Source organism: Paraburkholderia sp. GAS41, assembly GCF_050436545.1.
GTDB lineage: Bacteria > Pseudomonadota > Gammaproteobacteria > Burkholderiales > Burkholderiaceae > Paraburkholderia.
Genome location: NZ_JBNDMK010000005.1, coordinates 259,858 through 277,472 on the forward strand (window position 1 = coordinate 259,858; position 17,615 = coordinate 277,472).

The following is a 17,615-nucleotide window of genomic DNA, read 5'->3' on the forward strand; positions in this document are numbered from 1 at the left end:
CGATGCCGATGAGGCAGAAAACCGAAAGGTTAATGCAGGGCGCGATGCGGGTGTGTAACTCGCGCGGTGGCGACGGTTACGTGCGATTACGACGTCACGTTTGCGACGCGTTGGAACGCTGTGGCATGGGGCTACGGGCGCGGCAGGAAATCAGGGACGGGCGGCCGGATGGCGCGCCCTCGCGTTAGCAGCGCAGTTCGGCCGCAGGCGTTTGGCGGGCCTGTTTGCCGGCGGCTGCGCGACATGCCGGCGCTTCGGCGCGCGGCTGGCAAGCGGTGGCAACGCCCAGTGCCGCAGGTTGCGCAACCGGCTTTGCGGCGGCCTTGAGCGCACTCGCCCTCGCGTTAGCGGGCAGCGTCAGCGGAGCGGCGGCCGAAGCCGTCCCCGTAGCACGGGCATTGCGGCGGTGATCGAGCCACGCAAAGAACATCACCCCTAGCGATCCCCCCGGCAGCACAAACATGACCACGTACAGCGCCAGTTTCAACCAGCGGTACGGCCCGTGGAAGGTTTGCAGTGCGGAATCGTGTAGCGAGCGGCTCAGGCCACCCAGGGTGTTTTTCAGGTACAGCATGATGGAAATCCTCTACGCACCGCCAGGGTTGGGTGCGCGGCAAAACGGTCAGAACATGGTCTCGGGTGGCGCGGAACGCGCGTAACTCGTTGCCCGCAATAATATTGCCTATGCAATTAAATTTCAAGATATGTTGCGTCGCGGCATCCAGCCTTGTTGTTTTTTAGTATGCGTCCCCAGGGAACGCCGAGATTGACTTGTCTGCTTAGGCAGCTAAACTGCCCGTCTGCTTCCTGATGTTTTCAAAGCGAGTTCTGGATGAGCGACGGTCCGTACAACGCCGACGAGATTCACCTCGAATCGAGTCTTGGCTATTACCTGACCAAAGCGCGCAATGTGCTGGTCGAACGGATGGACCGTGCGGTCCAGCCGTTAGGGCTCACGGCGCAGCAGATTGGCGTGATTCTGATGTTGTCATGCAACCGGGCGCATACGCCGTATGAGTTGTCGCGCGCCATGTCGTACGACAGCGGTTCGATGACGCGCATGCTCGATCGCCTTGAAAAGAAAGGCTTTATCGTCCGTACGCGGAGCGATGCCGACCGTCGCATGGTCGAGCTGGAACTGACGCCGCATGGACGCGAAGTCGCGCGGCAATTGCCCCGCCTGGGCGCGGCGGTGTTGAACGAACAGTTGCAGGGTTTTACGGCAAACGACGTCGCAACGCTGACAGGCCTGCTGGGCCGCCTGATCGCGAATGGCTCCGGTAGTGACCTGGATTGCGGATCCGATGGCTGCCCGGCCGCTGAGAACGGAGCGTTCACGGAAGGCGGTAAATCGTAGCGGAAGCAGCAGTCAGCGGACGCGCCTGGCGCGTCCATTTTTTGCAGAGATATCTGTCTGGGCAGAAGATGACACTACATGTAAGACATCCCGCCTCCCGGCGAGATATGCATGCCAGGTCAAGTTTCTGCCGTCTGTGGAGATTCGATCATGGCCGCTACGGCTCCCGCAGTTGCCGCACCCGCCGCTGAACCCGCCCCGCTAAACGGCGGGACGCTGGCGTTGCTGACCGTTGGACTTGCGCTGGGCACCTTCATGGAAGTGCTCGACACCTCCATTGCCAACGTCGCGGTGCCGACCATTTCCGGCAGCCTTGGCGTCGCGACCAGCCAGGGCACCTGGGTGATCTCGTCGTATTCGGTCGCCTCGGCGATCGCCGTGCCGCTGACCGGCTGGCTCGCGCGGCGGGTGGGCGAGGTGCGTCTGTTCACGCTGTCCGTGCTGCTTTTTACGGTCGCCTCGGCGATGTGCGGCTTCGCGCAGAATTTCGAGTCGCTGATCGCCTTCCGACTGCTGCAGGGGCTCGTGTCCGGACCCATGGTGCCGCTCTCGCAGACCATCCTGATGCGCTCGTATCCGCCGGACAAGCGAGGCCTCGCGCTCGGTCTATGGGCGATGACGGTGATCGTCGCACCGATCTTCGGTCCGGTGATGGGCGGTTGGATCACCGATAACTACACGTGGCCGTGGATCTTCTACATCAACGTGCCGATCGGTCTGTTTTCCGCGGTCTGCGCGTTCGTCCTGTTGCGCGGCCGCGAGACGAAAACGACAAAGCAGCGTATCGACGCGATCGGTCTTGCACTGCTGGTAACCGGCGTGTCTTGCCTGCAGATGATGCTCGACCTCGGCAAGGACCGCGACTGGTTCAACTCGAACTTCATCGTCGCGCTGGCAATCATCGCGGTGATTTCGATTGCGTTCATGCTGGTGTGGGAGATGACCGAGAAGGAACCGGTGATCGACCTGTCGCTCTTCAAAGACCGCAACTTCGCGCTCGGCGTGCTGATCATCTCGTTCGGCTTCATGGCGTTCTTCGGCTCGGTGGTGATCTTCCCACTGTGGTTGCAAACTGTGATGGGCTACACGGCTGGCCTCGCCGGGCTGGCGACTGCGCCCGTCGGACTGCTCGCGCTGATACTTTCGCCGATGATCGGTCGCAACATGCACCGGCTCAATCTGCGGATGGTGGCGAGCTTCGCGTTCATCGTGTTTGCGTTCGTGTCGTTCTGGAACTCGACCTTCACGCTCGATGTGCCGTTCAATCACGTGATCTGGCCGCGTATCGTGCAAGGGATCGGCGTGGCGTGCTTCTTCGTGCCGATGACCACCATCACGCTCTCCAGCGTGTCCGACGAACGGCTCGCCAGCGCGTCGGGCCTGTCAAACTTCTTCCGCACCTTGTCGGGCGCGATCGGGACCGCAATCAGCACGACGTACTGGGAAAACGACACGATCTACCACCACGCGGTGCTGACGGAATCGGTCAGCACCTATGCGCCGAATACCACTGCCTATAGCGATTCCCTCACGGGTCTCGGCTTCGCGGGCCCAACCCTGACGGCGCAGATGAATCAGATCGTCACGCAGCAGGCCTACATGATGGCGACCAACGACTTCTTCCGCATCTCGTGCGCGAGCTTTATCGTGCTGGCCGCGCTCGTCTGGATCACGAAACCACGCAAGGGCGCGGGTCCTTCGCTGGGGCATTGAAGGGCGCGGCACGAGCAACGCCGCCCGCCCACGGCGGCGTTTTCGCTTACTGACTCACAGGCACATCGCCGGGTATACCGACTGATTGCGCCGGGGCAACTTCGAGCGACGATGGCGTCGCCGTGGCCGGCACGGTCGCGCCGCTACTGGGCGGCACCGGGTTGCCGGTCGCACCATTACGCACGAACTGCTTGAAATCGGCACCGGCTTCCCATGGATTCGGTTTGCAGCCCAGCGAACTGTCGCAATGCGCGGCGAAGCCGATGGTGGCGGTGCCGTCGTTATTGGGCGCCTTCGTGATCTGGTACGCCAGGGCGCGTTTGCCGCCAAGCGGGCCTGCGGTCTGGATCAGCGTGTCGGTCGTGGCCTCGATCGGGTAAGTGGAATGGTTGGTCACCCAGGTCTGGGCGCGTTGCCACCACACACTGCATTCGCTTGCAGTCGAACAGGTCAGCGGCGTGGTGGCGATCTGCATGACGTCGGGATTGACCTGCCCTTGCGTCGAGCAACCCGCGGCCAGGATACACAATGTTGCCAACAGAACCTTCTTCATCGCCTTGTTTCCTCCCTGCGTGAAGTTGACCGGACACGCGCAACCGGCACACGGTGGTCTTTCAGTTAAGGGTTGGACCCGCGCAAATGGACGGTGTTTCATACGCCTCGCCGAAAGCTTTTGATGGGCACTTCTTGCCGAAATCGTGTGCCTCATGGCGCACTGATCCGTAGCCGTTACCGGCTCTTTCGCATGAGCGTCGCTGGAAGCAAAATGGGCGGCCTGCGTGGCCGCCCTTCTCTGCCGGATGATCTTCGTTTTCGTCTTCGTCACGTCATGGCGCGCGCGACAACTCGCGCCGTCTAGACGCTAAAGCGATTCAACGTATACGCACGATAAGCGGCCACGAAAGCGTCGAACGAACCGACCTCTTCGCGCTCGAGTGTGGCCTGTTGTTCCAGCGACTCTGCGGCGAGATCCGTGAACGCTTGCGACGCGGCGGCGTCGAGCGGATGCGCGCGGAAATACGCGGCGTGCGCTTCACTTTGTTCGAGGCCGAAAGCAAGGAAGCTCTGCTGCTTGTCGCGCATGGTTTGCAGCACGCGTGCCGAAGGTGTGAGCGACGCGTCAGCGAGCTTGGCACGCTGGGCGGCAAGCGAACGGATATGCGCGTCGTCGCCGCGCAGGGCGTCGAGCGCCGTGGCGGCAATCTCGATCTTCGCGAACAGTTCTTCGGCCCAGTCGTGCATGGCGACGGGCTGGCCGTCGCGCGTGAGTTCGAGGCCTGGCTTGCGCCCTTCCTGGGTGACGCGCCCGAAGTTCTGGTTGGCCTCGCAGTAGGCCTGCGGCGGCAGCGTCGGGCTTTCTTCAAGCGCGCAGACCAGCAGATAGGCATCCAGAAAGCGTGCGGTTTCGAGTGCGATGCCGGTGGGCTCGAACGGATCGATATCCATGCAGCGCACTTCGACGTATTGCACGCCGCGCGCCGCGAGCGCATGCAGCGGCCGCTCGCCCGGATGAGTGACACGCTTGGGGCGGATCGTCGAGTAGAACTCGTTTTCGATCTGCAGCACGTTGGTGTTGATCTGCACCCACTCGCCGTTGCGTTGCGTGCCGATTTTCTCGTACGGCGGATACGGCTGACTGACCGCCTTGGCCAACGCGTCGAGGTAGCCGTGCAGCGTGTCGTAATCCGCGTGCAGTGCGGCCTGCGCGGTGGTGTTCGAATAGCCGAGGTCGCTCATCCGCAGACTGGTGGCGTAGGGGCGATACAGCGTATCGGCGTCGAACGTCTCGAGCGTGTGCTGGCGACCGCGCAGGAAGCGGCGCTCCAACGCCGGCGACGCGCCAAACAGGTACATCAGCAGCCAGTTGGTGCGGCGGAAATTGCGGATCAGCGCCAGATAACGCTCGGACTGGAAATCCACTGCACTTGCCGTGGATTGCTGATCTGCGTGCAGCAGACGCCACACTTCTTCGTTCAGCGAATAGTTGTAGTGGATGCCGGCAATGGTTTGCATCGCGCGGCCGTACCGCAGCGCGAGGCCCACGCGGTAGACATACTTCAGCTTGCCGATGTTCGACGAGCCGTAATTCGCGATGGGAATGCCGTCGTCGGTGTCGGGCAACAGGCCTGGCATGGAGTTGTTCCACAGGATCTCGTCGCCGAGCTTGGCATAGACGAAACGATGCAGCTCATCGAGCTTGTCGAGCGTGATCGCGGCGTCCTGTTCCGCGGGCGTGATCAGTTCGATCAACGCTTCCGAATAGTCGGTGGTCAGCGACGGATGCGTCAGCGCCGAGCCGAGCGCGCGCGGATGCGGCGTCAGCGCGAGTTGACCGTCTGACGTGACGCGCAGGCTTTCGCGTTCGATGCCGCGCAGGCCGGTCACGAGCGCGTCGCGCTGTGGACCGGCGGCGAGCACGGACAGGCGGTGCGAAAGCAGGTCGGTCGTGCGGGAAGGTGTGGTGTTTGGCATTGATGCGAGTCGGATGTTGTCGGCCGCCATGTGCCGCTCAGGTGAAGCTATGTGCGGTCGACGATATCCGGCGGAATTTTCAGTAGCGGGCACTTTAACATCTAGCTACAACCCCTGCTTGAGGCTACCTTTGCCACCACCTGGGCGGCTCGGATCGCGATGCTTTGCGACACCTCGGCTCGCGCTCATCCGGGCCACTCTACGCCGCCGGCGCCTCTCGCGCGATCCGCGCTCACCCCACTCGCCAGGTCCGGATGAGTGCGCTAGCCGCCGCGTGCTGCGCCCGCCCGGTCCGTCACTTCGTTCCACAAATGCATGGCCGCATAGGCCCGCCACGGACGCCAGGCGTCGGTGCGCACGCGCTGCTGGGTGGGCCGCTGCAACGCCGGGTCGCGGGCAGCGATCGACTGCATCAGCACCAGATCCCACGCGGGCCAGGCGTCGGCGTCGCGCCAGGCGCGCATCGCCACGTATTCGACAGTCCACGGGCCGATGCCGGGCAAGGCCAGCAGCGCGGCGCGCAAATCGGCCATGTCGACGGCGCCATGCGTATCGAGCGGCACCGCGCCGCTCGCGACTGCCGCCGCCATGCCTTGCAGCGCCGCCACCCGCTTGCCCGGCATGCCGATCTGCGCGAGGTCCACGGCGGCCAGTGCGGCCGGAGTCGGGAAACGCCAGGCGGTGCGCTCGTGGGGGTGATCTTCAATGCGCTGGCCGGCGCGCTGTACCAGGCGACCGATGATCGTGGTGGCGGCTTTGACGCTGACCTGCTGGCCGACGATGGCCCGCACCACCAGTTCAAAGGCCGACCACGCGCCCGGCACGCGCAGCCCCGGCGCGGCTTCGATCAGCGGCGCCAGCCAGGGATCGGCGGCGAAATGTGTGGCAATGGCCTTCGGATCGGCGTGCAGGTCGAACATCCGCGCAATCGGTGCGGCGAGCGCTTCGGCATGGCGGCCGGCGGGGCCGTCGATGGTGGCGACGAGGCAGCGTTTGCGCGGATGCGGGCGAACCGTCAGCGTGCCGCTGTCGCCGGCCCAATCGATCGCGCGGCGATACGCGCCCTCCTCGACGGCCTCGACGCCGGGGGTCGCGCGTCCCGCGAAGAAACGCAGGATGCGCGGCCAGTCGAACGGCGCTTTGTACGGCAGGTCAAGGATGGCGAGGTCAGTGGCAGTACTCACGCGGCGTGATCCAGATTGGGAGTGGGCGAAACAATAGATGGCTTGGTTTGGGGTTTGACGGTTGCCTCGCCGGTTCCGTTGGCTTTGACCTTTGCCTGCGGTGCGACGTGTGCGGCATTCAGGTCCACTGCGGTGTGGTGGGCTTCGGCATCGAGCAACGCGGCCTTGCGCGGCAGTCCCCAGCGATAGCCGGCGAGCGCCCCGCCCTTTTGCACCACACGATGACACGGAACCGCCAGGGCGACCGGATTCGTCGCGCAGGCGCTCGCGACGGCTCGTACCGCGCGCGGCGAACCGACGGCTTCGGCGATGTCCGAGTAGCTGCGCGTTTCACCGTAGGGAATCCGCCGCAGAGCATCCCAGACGCGCTGGCGGAACGCCGTTGCGTCGATATCGAGCGGCAGGTCGAAACGTTGGCGGGTGCCGTGCAGATAAGCGTCCACCTGTGCGATAAACGGTGCGAGCCGGGTGGCATCCTCGACTAGCTCGGCGTTGGCGAATTCGCCGTGCAACTCCGTTGCAAGCGCGCTCGCGTCGTCACCGAAGCCGATCTTGCAGATGCCTTTGGCGGTGGCCGCCACCAGCACGAAGCCCAGCGAGGTCGGCGCGCTGGCGTAGTGCACGGTCAACCCTGCGCCCTTGCGCCGGAAGGCGGACGGCGCCATGCCCAGCTCGGTCGGCGCACTTTCATACATGCGCGACGGCGAGCCGAAGCCGGCGTCGACGGTGGCGCGCGTGACGTCCTCTCCACGATGAAGCGCCTCGCGCAACGCCGCTCCACGCTGGGCCGCCTGGTACTGGCGCGGCGACACACCCACGACGCGTTTGAACAGACGTTGCAGGTGAAAGGGGCTGACGTGCACGGCATCGCTCAACTGCGCGAGCGTGAGCCGCTCGTGCGGAGCGGCGTCGAGCGCCGCGCAGGCGCGATTGACGATTTCGAGTTCGCGCGGCAGGCCGCCGGGCTGGCAGCGCTTGCAATCGCGATAGCCCGCGGCGCGGGCCGTATCTGCCGTCACGAAAAAATCGACATTTTCACGGCGCGGCAGGCGCGATGCGCACGATGGACGGCAGAACACGCCCGTGGTTTTGACGCCGTAGAAGAAGGCGCCGTCGGCATGCGGGTCGCGTTGGGTTACGGCTTCCCAGCGTTCGGCGTCGGTAGGCCAGGCAGGTGTCACGGTACGGTTCATGATGTCCTCGAAAAATCGGTTTCGATGGTCACCAATGTAGTTTGCATGCCCACACACTACGCTCCGGTTCTTGCTCTGTCATTGCGTCGGCCTTGCGGCGACGAGGGTTTCAGGGTCGATTCGAGGTCGGCTGCGACAAAACGCCACCTTATCGGGTTTTCCCTTAAAAAGTTATTGCGTCGCACCAACCCCGTGTGTATAGTAGTTCCTGTCTCCTCCATGTCTCCTCCTGATATGGATTCAGCCTGCTCCTTGAGAGCGGGCTTTTTTTTGCCTGTCGTCAGGCAATCCGGCCCTGTATTTCTGTCCCGCCCGGCCCGTTTAGACGCCGCCCGCCGCCCCGCCTTTCTCCTACACTGCGATTGACCGGTAAAGAACCGTCCAAGGGGCGTTTTCCATGAAGATCCATATTCGCGAGATCGACCATGTTGTCATCCGGGTCGTCGATCTTGAAGCCATCACCCGTTTTTATTGTGACGTCCTGGGCTGCAGCGTCGAAAAGGAGCAGCGCGATCTGGGGCTGATCCAGTTGCGCGCTGGGCGCTCGTTGATCGATCTGCTGAAAGTGGGCGCGAAAATCGACCGGCCTGACAGCGGTGTGCCCGGCACGGGGCGCAATATGGACCACCTGTGTCTGCGCGTCGAAGGCTTCGACGGCGAGGCGCTTACGGCGCATCTGCAGGAGCGCGGGGTGCGGATGGGTGAACTGGGCATCCGTTACGGCGCGGATGGCTTCGGGCCGTCGCTTTATCTGTTCGACCCTGAGGGCAATATGGTCGAACTGAAGGGGCCGCCAGAGGGCGCTGGCTGAACGGATTGTCGCCGGATTGCCGCGTGAGGCTGGCGACGCGGTGTCTGGCACGGTACGGGCGACGGGGTGGCGCGGCGCGCCCTACTCGCATCAAGCGTTCGCCGGCGCCTTCAGCACGGTCCATTCGATCGGCACCGGGTCCGATTCGGCACTGCCGAGCCACGCTGCGCCGTCCTGCACCGTGCATTGCAGGCGCATGGTCCGTTCCGCGAGCTTGCCGAGCGCAGCGCCCACTTCTTCGCCGAGTGTCCAGACTGTCACGTTGCGCAGCCGGTCGACCTTGTTGCGAATTCCCTGCCACCAGATTTCGGAAGTCCGGCCGCCGTAAGCGATCACCACGACCTCGTTGGAGCGGCCGCTCGCCTTGGCGATGCGCCTTTCATCCGGCTGGCCGACCTCGATCCACGTTTCGATCGCCCCAGTCAGATCTTTTTGCCACAGATCAGGTTCGTCGGTGTCCGACAAACCTTTGCAGAACTCAAGTCGTTCCTGTGCGAACAGGGCGAATGCTGCCACGCGCACCATCATGCGCTCGTCGGTTTCCGACGGATGACGCGCGATCGTCAGCGCATGGTCGGCGTAGTAATGCCGGTCCATGTCTGCAATCTGTAGTTCTGCCTTGTAAATCGTCGATTTGAGAGCCATGCCAATCCAGGGGCCCGCGCCTGCGGACCGGATAGAGAAGGAATCATCGGCAGCGCGCTGCCGCTTACCATGTTGTTTGTACATCGCTCGCTCCTCGACTGGGCTGCTGGGGCGGCGCAGGTTGCCATTGAAAATGGCAGCGCAACGGCGCCGGCCGGACTGCAGCCGTGAGGTGGCGAGATCGCATACCATGGCTGCTTTGAGTAGCCATAGCAGAGCATTTAACGTGCCATTGCGGGAGCGAAGGCCGCACCATACACGTCGGCGGCCGCTGAACGCAAGGCTTCCAGCACCATCGACGCCGCTGGCGACAGCAATTGCGACTGGCGCGTGATGATACCGAATGTATCCATTCTGCACGGCAGATCCACCGGCATGCGCTTCAGCATGCCGTACTGTTGGTACTGGCGCGCCACTTCGTCCGGCAACACGGCCAGCATGTCGCTGTGGAGCAATAAACTCGAAATGGCCAGAAAATTGTTTGTATTGACGACGTTTTGCGGCGGATTGAGCCCAATCTGCGAAAACATCAGGTCAAAGCGGTGACGCAATACGCTGCCTGGCGGATGCAGCACCCAGCTTGCGTCCACCACATCGCGCAGCGTCAAATCTGGTTCAGTTTCGAGAGGATGACCGATTCGGGCGACCACGCATAACGGTTCGTCGGCGAGCGGCTCGTAATGAACTTCAGTTTTCAACGGGTCCTGGCGCTCCAGGACGCGCCCGATCATGATATCGAGTTCGCCTTCCGCGACCTGCGCCAGCATCACGTCGGAGGTTTCGACCTGCAGCCAGATCTGCAATTGGGGGTAACGTTCCTTCACACTGGCAAGGGCGCGCGGAACCATCGTCGCGGCCGCGGCGGCGATCACGCCAATGCGCACCTGACCGGTCAGCCCTGCCCGCAGGGAAGATATTTCATCATGTGCGTGACTGAGGTTCGATAGCACCATGCGCGCGTGGCGAATCATCACTTCGCCGTAGAGCGTCGCGCGCATGCCGTGCGGCGTGCGGTCGAAGAGGCTCACACCGAGCATGTCTTCGAGCTCTTTCAGGAGTCGCGATGCAGCGGGCTGTGTGATGCCGAGCGAGTCGGCAGCTCGCCGGACGTTGCCTTCCTCCTCCATTGCCGCCAGCAGCAGCAATTGCCGCGTTTTCAGCCGTGCGCGCACGAACCAGTTCGAATAACTGCGTGTCATGGATGTCCCGAAATCGCGGCTCAATGCCGTCTGTGTGGGGGATTCCATGATGTCATACCCGAATTGATATCCGGAATAGAGGAAAACGCGCTGAAGTGCTATCTCGACGGTTGCGCGGAAACGATGGCGCCCGTCAGGAGTTTGGCGGACGGATGTGAAGCAGTTCGTATGAGCGTTTCGTCTTTAGAATAGACGGGCAAAATTAAGGCGGCTGGGCAATTGCCCAGCCGCCTTAATTGCGATGACTGATATTCCCGGAATCTAACCGTGCGCATTCATCACCGGGCTCCTTAATGAACCCGGCGCAACGGGCAATCTGACGGGATTTTAAAATCCCGCCGTCGCCTCACTACTGCTTGATGAAGCGATCGTTAGCCCAGAGGCCCTGCGTGTCGCTATTGCCGGCATTGACGAATTCGATGTCATGGCCGACGACACGCACCACGCGGAAACTCGAATTCTCGGGAGTCGAGATGCACTGGAAGCCAGAGAAGAATTCCTGCATCTGCTGCTGTTCGCCCGCCTGCGCGTGCTGATCGGCGGCGTCGAGTTTGTCCTTCGACAGGCAGCCATAAGCGTTCGGCTTGAACTGGATGGTTTGCAGCGGCTTGACGACATTGTCTTGAGCCTGCACCACCGACGCGGCGAGCAATCCTGCCACGGCGAAAAGAAGAGCGACTTGCTTTTGCATACTTGCCTCCGTGCGGGTTATTTACTCAGGTTAGCTATGTATTTAACTTCTAGGTCATACCCGCATCTTGCACTTTAGAAGAAGTTAGGACGACGACAAGCAGATCTTGTGTGCGCTCGCAACAGTGGCGAATTGTCGCACCTCGGAAGGGGCAGTATTAAAGGCACTCACAGGCCTAAAAAGCCTGGTTTCCAGAAGATTTTTTAACACTAATGGGAGCGCACGGCTTTAACTGTCAATGCTTCGCTGAATACATACGCGTAAACGAGAACAGCTAATTAAGTGAATTGGTATGAAATTAAAAGCACTTGATGCAGTGCACACAAAGTCACTGATCAGCCAATTGAAAAAACCGTAGCTATAGGGTTAGTTGCTGAATAAAAACGGTGCCAGGTCTTGCTGGCAGGCTTCCGCTGGAATCGCCGCGTCGCACGAAAACCCCTTGCAGGCTCCCGAAGTTCGTGGATAAATCAGACCACTTTTGGAGACACCTTCATGACACTTGCTCACTGGCTTCCTTTTGCGATCGCTTCGGCGATCCTGGTCGCAATTCCCGGTCCGACCGTGCTTCTGGTTATTTCGTACGCTCTGGGCCACGGCCGCCGCTTTGCGCTGGTAACGACCGCCGGCGTGGCGCTTGGCGATTTGACGTCCATGACGGCATCGATGCTCGGCTTGGGCGTGATTCTCGCCGCTTCAGCTGCGCTGTTCACGGCGCTTAAGTGGGTCGGCGCGGCTTACCTGATCTATCTCGGCGTCAAGCTGTGGCGCGCGCCGGCACAGGCGCCTAATGCGCCCGATACGGCGGAGACGCGCACCCACCGGATCTTCACGCATGCTTTCGCGGTGACCGCGCTCAATCCGAAGAGCATTATTTTCTTCGTGGCGTTCGTGCCGCAATTCATGGATCCGCATATCGCCGCGGCCTCGCAGATTGTCATTTTTGAGGCGACATTCGTGCTGCTCGGCACCTTGAATGCGTTCTGCTACGCGATGCTGGCTTCTGCGGCACGACGGGCGATACGCAGCCCGCGCGTGCAACGCATCATCAATCGGACAGGCGGAAGTTTGCTGATTGGTGCAGGGATCTTTGCCGCGACGTGGAAGAAGGCGTCGACCTGAGCCTGCCACGACGGTTTGGCGACGCGCTCGATGGGGGCAGATAGATGCATGTGGCGGATTTGACTGACGCGGATGCTGGCGCGCGTGACCAATGATATCCAGCGAGTTAGGGTTAGTCCCGGCGCGGCATTAGGACTTCTTCAGAAAAGTGCCCCTGGGCAGCAGCGGTGCCCCAGCGGACGCTGCGTGGCAAGGCTTTTGCAGGATGAGAGCCTCGCGTTGTCGCAGATGGGGCCGGATACCGGTGAGTGCGCGGCCGCACACCCGGCACGCCGAGTGCGTCTACAATGCAACCATGGCTTGGGCGAAAGGAGGATGCTGAGATGGAGCACCTGATACTAGGCGCGTTTCTGGTCGTGCCGTTGCTGATAGTCGCATTCCTGTTCTCTGATGAACTGTGGCAGGAACATCTGCAGCGCGCGCAGAAAGACCACCCATGGCATATCGATTGGCATCATCCGTTGCGCAGTTTGCTGCATCGCCATTGATGACCTTCCGCGTCGGCGTGGCGGTCAAGCACTGCGCCGATTCTCCCGTCCGGCTGGTCTCGCCAGTCGACGCGGGGGGGCGCCGTCTGGCGCGCATCCGGCACGCCTCGTTAACCTGCCTCCCCTTCAAGCTGCGCGCGGATACGTTGTGCGAACGCCTCGAGCGTCGCCTGCGGCGCCATCTCGCGAGCATGCATACGCAGCGGCTGGCCGTCCCAACGCGGGATGACGTGAAAATGCACATGCGCGACCGTCTGACCCGCTGCCGCGCCATTGAACTGACCGATAAACACGCCATCCGGTTGCAGCGCCGCACGAAGGGCAATGGCGATTCTCTGCGTCATTCGCATGCAGGCAACCGTCGCGGCGTCGGAGAGTTCGAAAATCTCCGCAGCGGCCTCTTTCGGCACCACCAGCACATGCCCGTCCGATTGCGGCATCACATCCATGAAGGCCAGCGATGCGTCCGTCTCATCGACTTTGATGCACGGTAGTTCGCCGCGCAAAATTCTTGCGAATGGGTTGCTCTCGTCGTAGTTCATGGCGCTCCTTGAAATGGCATCCGGTCTGTCCATCCTTGTGATGTTTGTATCAGCGGCACGGCGATTTTCCTACTGCCGGATGATGAGCCGGGTGCCCTCCGGGCGCAAGCAGCCGGGCCGTGACGGCCGTGCACCAATGGACCGAGCGTTCGCGCCTCTTACGCAGGTAATACATGGTTACCACTTGCAGCATCTGTTTCTGCGCTTCGCGCTCACAATCCGCCGCATGTACTTACATGACCTGATGGCGGAAAAATAAAATGCGAAAAATTGCGGCAGCAGTGTTGATGGTCGGCGGCCTTGCGGCTGCGGGTCAGGCGTCGGCTCATGATGGCGGCGCCATCGTAGGCGCGCTGCTTGGCGGAGCGGTGATCGGCGCGGTAGTGAACTCGGCGTTGAATCCGGCGCCACCGGTCGTGTATGAGGCACCCGCCTACGCGCCTGCGTATCAGGCGCCGGTGTATGCACCGGCCTATCAACAGGCGCCCGTCTATGCAGGGCCGCCGCCGGGATACTGCTATGACCAGTACCAAGGGGGCTATGTCGCGTGCGGCCCCGCGCCCGCGCAACCGTACGGCTACGCGCCGCCGCCTCAGCCTGGCTGGTAAATGAAAATGCGCGGAAGCGGCCGCGCTAGTGAGTTCGCTCTACAGGGTATGCCCGGCTTTTACCCTGTATTTACTAAAGTTTGTGCAGAACTCGCCGACATTCTGGCAATGAGCGACGAACATTCGATTCCCTTCAGGCCGTACGATCAGCAGTATCTTGAGGCGCGAGCCCTCGCGCTGAGCATTGCGGCGATCCGCAAGGCTCAGGGTAAGAGAAATCCGGTTGATTACGCAGTGGGCTCACCCGACTGGGAGACCGCGGACGAAGACTTTGCGCGCGATATCCTGCGCATACTCGGCGACCAATAGCGCGCCTACGGCTGCCGTACAGCGGGGTCTGACTGCCATCCACTTTGCGCGAGGCATCAGTGGCGGTGGCGCATCCAGTCTACGTGGTGCGTATCGAGCCAGCGCCCTCCGCGCCCTTCCCGATCGCCGCTATCGCGATGGTAGTGAGAGATCGCCCACAGCGCCACGCCCACCACTGCCATTACGAGCGGCCCCAGCAAATACGCCATTACCGATTCAGTCATGAGATCCTCCGTCGAGGTCGCGACTGCCATCACAGAACATGGCTGTATTTTAGGCGATAAGCTGAGCGAAAACGGTTGCTTTTGCGCGGAGGGATTCGCGCCTGCAAGCCCGGTCTTTTCGCGCTAAAGCGCCAAAATCAAGCGGATTGTTGGTCTGCCTTCGCACATTCGCGTTCTCCCGATTGCGCGACGATGCGCCTGCAGGCCGTGGGGCGTGGCTGCGCGCACGGACATTGCGCGGAACTCCCGGCGTGTCGGGTGCGTTTTCTTTCGTGCTGCGAAGCGTGTGGCCCGGTTCTGTCTGATGGGGCGGGATCGTTGGCCCCGGTAGTTGGATGGCGGCCTGTTAAAAGCGCTGACGGCGATCTAAGATGAGTCTCTAAGCATATCGACGAGGGGCGGCCATGGACGAGACAGTGGTTGGCGTCGCAGTGGGTTTCTCGGTGCTGCTGATTGCAACCTTGCTGGTTGTTGGGCACTACCGGCGCGAGCATCTTCGGCGGCGCATGATTCGTGCGATGCATGGCCATCGTTTATACGATTTCACTCGCCCAAAACGGTGACGGCTGTCTCGGCGATTCTTCTAATGGCCGACAATTGGTGACGGCGTCATCAGCGGATGTTGTGCTTCTCGAACCACCTGATGAGCCGATCCCGGTTGACATGAGTCGCCCGTATCGCAGTGCCGAAAACAATCAGAATGGTTGCCATCGAAATGGCCAGCATGGACTCGTTCATGGCCGCCTCCCAGAAGCATTACGCTTGCTTGAAGTTTAGGCGTCCAGAACGCGTCGAGTGTGACTGCGCGGCCTCGAATCGAGCTCCATTGCTATTGCAAGCGTCGACGGGCGCCCACGCGCACACACAAAAAGGCCGCCAGATCGGCGGCCGGAAAATGGTACTACATGCGCGGGGGATCACGCACGGGTCAGACTGTAAGCCATACCTAAGGTGGCGGAGGTCTGTGCGCCGTATCGGTCTGAGATTTGTCGGATTCAGACTGCATTGGTTTTGCGTATCGCACCCTGAAATCGCCGCAGCAATGCGCTGCAAATTATTTTGGATCGCTAACAGTTGCGCGACAGTACGGGTGTGCAACTGTCGGACGAAACGAAATGGCGTATTTGCGCGTTACAGTGGGCCGGGCATCGGAGCGGGACGCTCGCGCATGAGGCGCCGACTCGATGCGCTGCCTCCGCGATCGGCTTAGGGGCGTGTGCCGCGCGATTTATAACCCAGCAAAAACACGCACATTGCTTGATGGTAAAAGCTTTGACGAAAGGCTATCAATATCTGTGTACCAAAAAAGCGGTATCTGACTTGCCTGTGAAATAACGAGGGTAACGCGCGCAACGTTTCCAACCAAGCGATACGATCTCAACCGCTATGCCGCCGCCCGCGTCCTGGCGGTCACGGCCGGCGGAACAGCGTCGATCTGCGCTTCGACAAAATCGGCCCAACGCTGCAACAGGCTGCGCTGCTGCTCGGCAGCGGCAGCCTGTTCAGTCGCGGTGGCGGTTTCTTTGCTGGAACGCCCAAGGGCCGTTTCGATGGCGTCGGTCGCGTGATCCATTTCCAGCAGATGGGTCGCGGCGGTACGTCGAAAGTCGTGCAGGACGAAGTGCTCGATCTCCAGCCCAAGCGCTTTAACTGCCTGGTTCAGCGTGCTCTTTGCAATAGGGCGGTCCTCGCCCCGGACGGATGGAAAGACAAAAGTCCGGCTGCTCCGCGCCTCGCGCAGGTCGCGCAGCATCGCGACCGCTTGCTGCGGCAAATACACTCGATGCTCGCGGCCGTTTTTCATGCGGGTGGCCGGGATTTTCCAGAGCGCCGCCTTGAGGTCGAACTCTGCCCACGTTGCTTCGATGAGTTCGGACTTGCGGACCATCGTGAGGACAAGCAGGTGTAAAGCGAGCTTGAGCGGCCGACGGATGCTCGATGCGTCGATCGCGCGCAGTGTGGTGCCGATCTCGCCGGGTGCGAGCACGCGAGTGCGGCTATCCTGCGTCGCGATGAAGCGTGCCGGCACGACGGCCGCCGGATTGCTGGTGGCGAGCTGCCGTGCAATCAGGAACGCGTAGAGACGCTTGATGACGTTGCGCGTGTGGAGCGCCATTTTCGGTGAGCCGCGTTTTTTGATGCGCTCGCAGATTGCGACGATATCGTCCGAAGTCACCGCACCGATCGGCTTGTTGCCGATGGATCGCAGCACGTCCTTGTCGAGCGCTCGCCGTGTGGTCCGTTGATACTCCTCGGACTTGCTGGCCATAGCCGCCGTCATGTAAAGCTCGGCGGCGTCGCGGAGCAGGTCGACGCGCTTTTCGGCGCCTCGATCACGCCGCGCTGTTGCCGCCGGCGATACGCCGGCGGCAACCATCTCGGCGTACTTCCGCGCCCGCTCGCGCGCCACGCGAAGCGAAATCCGCCGGTAGTCGCCAATGGTGGTGAGCGGTTGCCGTTTGCCTTCGAGCGTATAGCGAAAGCGCCATACCTTATTGCCGGTCGGCATCACCTCGAGTATCAGTCCGTTGCCGTCGGCTACGGAGTAGCGAGTGGCGCGAGGCTCCATCGCGCGGATTTGTGCTTCGCTGAGAGGGAGAGCGGTCTTTGGCATGCCTTGGTTTGTTGGTACACAGCGCGTAACGAACGGTGAAAATTCCGCTCTGTGTACCAAACTATGCGAGTCAATCACGCTTCGAAGTATAGCGACTGATCGGTATTTTATGCCGTCAATAGTGACCTATTGTTGTCTTGGCCCGTTAGCGCGCCGCACGCGGTGCGTGATCAAAGTAGAAACGGCTAAAAATCACTCCGAGATAATCATGCGGGCGCCATTCGCGAGACAACGAGCGTAGGCGCTGGATCGGCGGTCGCCACACCGGGCAGCCCACATTTTCCGCATCATTTACCGTAGGTCACGGTAGCTCTGGGAATCGATAAATCTCAATATCTTTGGTACACACGACAGGGAAAATTGCAGCAAGACAACTTTGTGTACCCAATTTAGATGCCTCAGCGAGGTTTGAAAAATTACAAAAATTCATCATTTAGTACCTT

The 17,615-nt window shown here is 61.5% G+C and carries 20 protein-coding genes; 8 read left to right on the plus strand and 12 right to left on the minus strand.

All coding sequences use genetic code 11. The features are described from left to right. Positions 1-184: 184 nt before the first annotated feature. The gene (locus P3T43_RS10600; RefSeq protein WP_429280991.1) at positions 185-574 is read right to left on the minus strand and encodes a hypothetical protein; all 390 of its coding nucleotides are present in this window, start codon (positions 572-574) and stop codon (positions 185-187) included. 258 nt (positions 575-832) lie between these two features. On the opposite strand from P3T43_RS10600, the gene P3T43_RS10605 reads away from it, so the two are divergent. Together P3T43_RS10605 and P3T43_RS10610 are read left to right on the plus strand one after the other, a co-directional pair. Then, a complete protein-coding gene (locus tag P3T43_RS10605; protein ID WP_429280992.1) occupies positions 833-1,357 on the plus strand; it encodes a MarR family winged helix-turn-helix transcriptional regulator in 525 nt (174 codons plus the stop codon). Between the two features lie 150 nt (positions 1,358-1,507). Then, positions 1,508-3,070: a DHA2 family efflux MFS transporter permease subunit gene (locus P3T43_RS10610; RefSeq protein WP_429280993.1), complete on the plus strand. Its 1,563-nt coding sequence runs from the start codon at positions 1,508-1,510 to the stop codon at positions 3,068-3,070. 46 nt (positions 3,071-3,116) lie between these two features. Here P3T43_RS10610 and P3T43_RS10615 read toward each other — a convergent pair whose 3' ends face one another. The 4 genes from P3T43_RS10615 to ada all read right to left on the minus strand — a co-directional run bounded on the left by P3T43_RS10615 (position 3,117) and on the right by ada (position 7,919). After that, positions 3,117-3,623: a hypothetical protein gene (locus tag P3T43_RS10615; RefSeq protein ID WP_429280994.1), complete on the minus strand. Its 507-nt coding sequence runs from the start codon at positions 3,621-3,623 to the stop codon at positions 3,117-3,119. 302 nt (positions 3,624-3,925) lie between these two features. Then, positions 3,926-5,542 carry a glutamate--cysteine ligase gene (gene gshA / locus P3T43_RS10620; protein ID WP_429280995.1) on the minus strand — a complete coding sequence of 539 codons (1,617 nt, stop codon included), beginning with the start codon at positions 5,540-5,542 and terminating at the stop codon, positions 3,926-3,928. A gap of 263 nt (positions 5,543-5,805) precedes the next feature. After that, positions 5,806-6,726: a DNA-3-methyladenine glycosylase family protein gene (locus P3T43_RS10625; protein ID WP_429280996.1), complete on the minus strand. Its 921-nt coding sequence runs from the start codon at positions 6,724-6,726 to the stop codon at positions 5,806-5,808. Beyond that, positions 6,723-7,919 (minus strand): bifunctional DNA-binding transcriptional regulator/O6-methylguanine-DNA methyltransferase Ada, encoded by a 1,197-nt coding sequence (gene ada / locus P3T43_RS10630; protein ID WP_429280997.1) that lies wholly within the window; start codon positions 7,917-7,919, stop codon positions 6,723-6,725. The genes P3T43_RS10625 and ada overlap by 4 nt, the downstream gene beginning before the upstream one ends. Before the next feature lie 397 nt (positions 7,920-8,316). Between ada and P3T43_RS10635 the strand changes: the two genes are divergently transcribed. Then, positions 8,317-8,730 carry a VOC family protein gene (locus P3T43_RS10635; protein WP_429280998.1) on the plus strand — a complete coding sequence of 138 codons (414 nt, stop codon included), beginning with the start codon at positions 8,317-8,319 and terminating at the stop codon, positions 8,728-8,730. Positions 8,731-8,820: 90 nt separating this feature from the next. Here P3T43_RS10635 and P3T43_RS10640 read toward each other — a convergent pair whose 3' ends face one another. The 3 genes from P3T43_RS10640 to sap1 all read right to left on the minus strand — a co-directional run bounded on the left by P3T43_RS10640 (position 8,821) and on the right by sap1 (position 11,265). Continuing rightward, the gene (locus P3T43_RS10640) at positions 8,821-9,375 is read right to left on the minus strand and encodes a YaeQ family protein (RefSeq protein ID WP_429280999.1); all 555 of its coding nucleotides are present in this window, start codon (positions 9,373-9,375) and stop codon (positions 8,821-8,823) included. Between the two features lie 221 nt (positions 9,376-9,596). Beyond that, entirely contained in the window at positions 9,597-10,574 is a 978-nt protein-coding gene (locus P3T43_RS10645) for a LysR family transcriptional regulator (protein ID WP_429281033.1), read from the minus strand. Between the two features lie 349 nt (positions 10,575-10,923). Then, on the minus strand, positions 10,924-11,265 hold the full coding sequence (gene sap1, locus P3T43_RS10650) for a surface attachment protein Sap1 (protein WP_429281000.1): 342 nt from the start codon (positions 11,263-11,265) through the stop codon (positions 10,924-10,926). 495 nt (positions 11,266-11,760) lie between these two features. Here sap1 and P3T43_RS10655 point away from each other — a divergent pair, with 495 nt between their 5' ends. Both P3T43_RS10655 and P3T43_RS10660 read left to right on the plus strand, forming a co-directional pair. After that, entirely contained in the window at positions 11,761-12,387 is a 627-nt protein-coding gene (locus tag P3T43_RS10655; RefSeq protein ID WP_429281001.1) for a LysE family translocator, read from the plus strand. Positions 12,388-12,710: 323 nt separating this feature from the next. After that, positions 12,711-12,875: a hypothetical protein gene (locus P3T43_RS10660; RefSeq protein ID WP_429281002.1), complete on the plus strand. Its 165-nt coding sequence runs from the start codon at positions 12,711-12,713 to the stop codon at positions 12,873-12,875. 110 nt (positions 12,876-12,985) lie between these two features. Here the strand turns inward: P3T43_RS10660 and P3T43_RS10665 are convergent, their stop codons facing one another. Then, on the minus strand, positions 12,986-13,417 hold the full coding sequence (locus tag P3T43_RS10665) for an HIT family protein (protein ID WP_429281003.1): 432 nt from the start codon (positions 13,415-13,417) through the stop codon (positions 12,986-12,988). Between the two features lie 260 nt (positions 13,418-13,677). Between P3T43_RS10665 and P3T43_RS10670 the strand changes: the two genes are divergently transcribed. Together P3T43_RS10670 and P3T43_RS10675 are read left to right on the plus strand one after the other, a co-directional pair. After that, positions 13,678-14,025, plus strand: coding sequence for an ecotin precursor (locus P3T43_RS10670; protein ID WP_429281004.1), 348 nt, complete (start codon positions 13,678-13,680; stop codon positions 14,023-14,025). Then, the gene (locus tag P3T43_RS10675; protein ID WP_429281005.1) at positions 14,026-14,334 is read left to right on the plus strand and encodes a hypothetical protein; all 309 of its coding nucleotides are present in this window, start codon (positions 14,026-14,028) and stop codon (positions 14,332-14,334) included. A 56-nt stretch (positions 14,335-14,390) separates the two neighbouring features. On the opposite strand, the gene P3T43_RS10680 is transcribed toward P3T43_RS10675, so the two are convergent. Next, complete coding sequence (locus P3T43_RS10680; RefSeq protein ID WP_429281006.1) at positions 14,391-14,558, minus strand: hypothetical protein; 168 nt, start codon at positions 14,556-14,558, stop codon at positions 14,391-14,393. A gap of 404 nt (positions 14,559-14,962) precedes the next feature. On the opposite strand from P3T43_RS10680, the gene P3T43_RS10685 reads away from it, so the two are divergent. Next, the gene (locus tag P3T43_RS10685; RefSeq protein WP_429281007.1) at positions 14,963-15,121 is read left to right on the plus strand and encodes a hypothetical protein; all 159 of its coding nucleotides are present in this window, start codon (positions 14,963-14,965) and stop codon (positions 15,119-15,121) included. 49 nt (positions 15,122-15,170) lie between these two features. Here the strand turns inward: P3T43_RS10685 and P3T43_RS10690 are convergent, their stop codons facing one another. Continuing rightward, positions 15,171-15,296 (minus strand): hypothetical protein, encoded by a 126-nt coding sequence (locus P3T43_RS10690; protein WP_429281008.1) that lies wholly within the window; start codon positions 15,294-15,296, stop codon positions 15,171-15,173. Between the two features lie 646 nt (positions 15,297-15,942). Continuing rightward, the gene (locus tag P3T43_RS10695; RefSeq protein ID WP_429281034.1) at positions 15,943-17,172 is read right to left on the minus strand and encodes a tyrosine-type recombinase/integrase; all 1,230 of its coding nucleotides are present in this window, start codon (positions 17,170-17,172) and stop codon (positions 15,943-15,945) included. Positions 17,173-17,615: the final 443 nt, after the last annotated feature.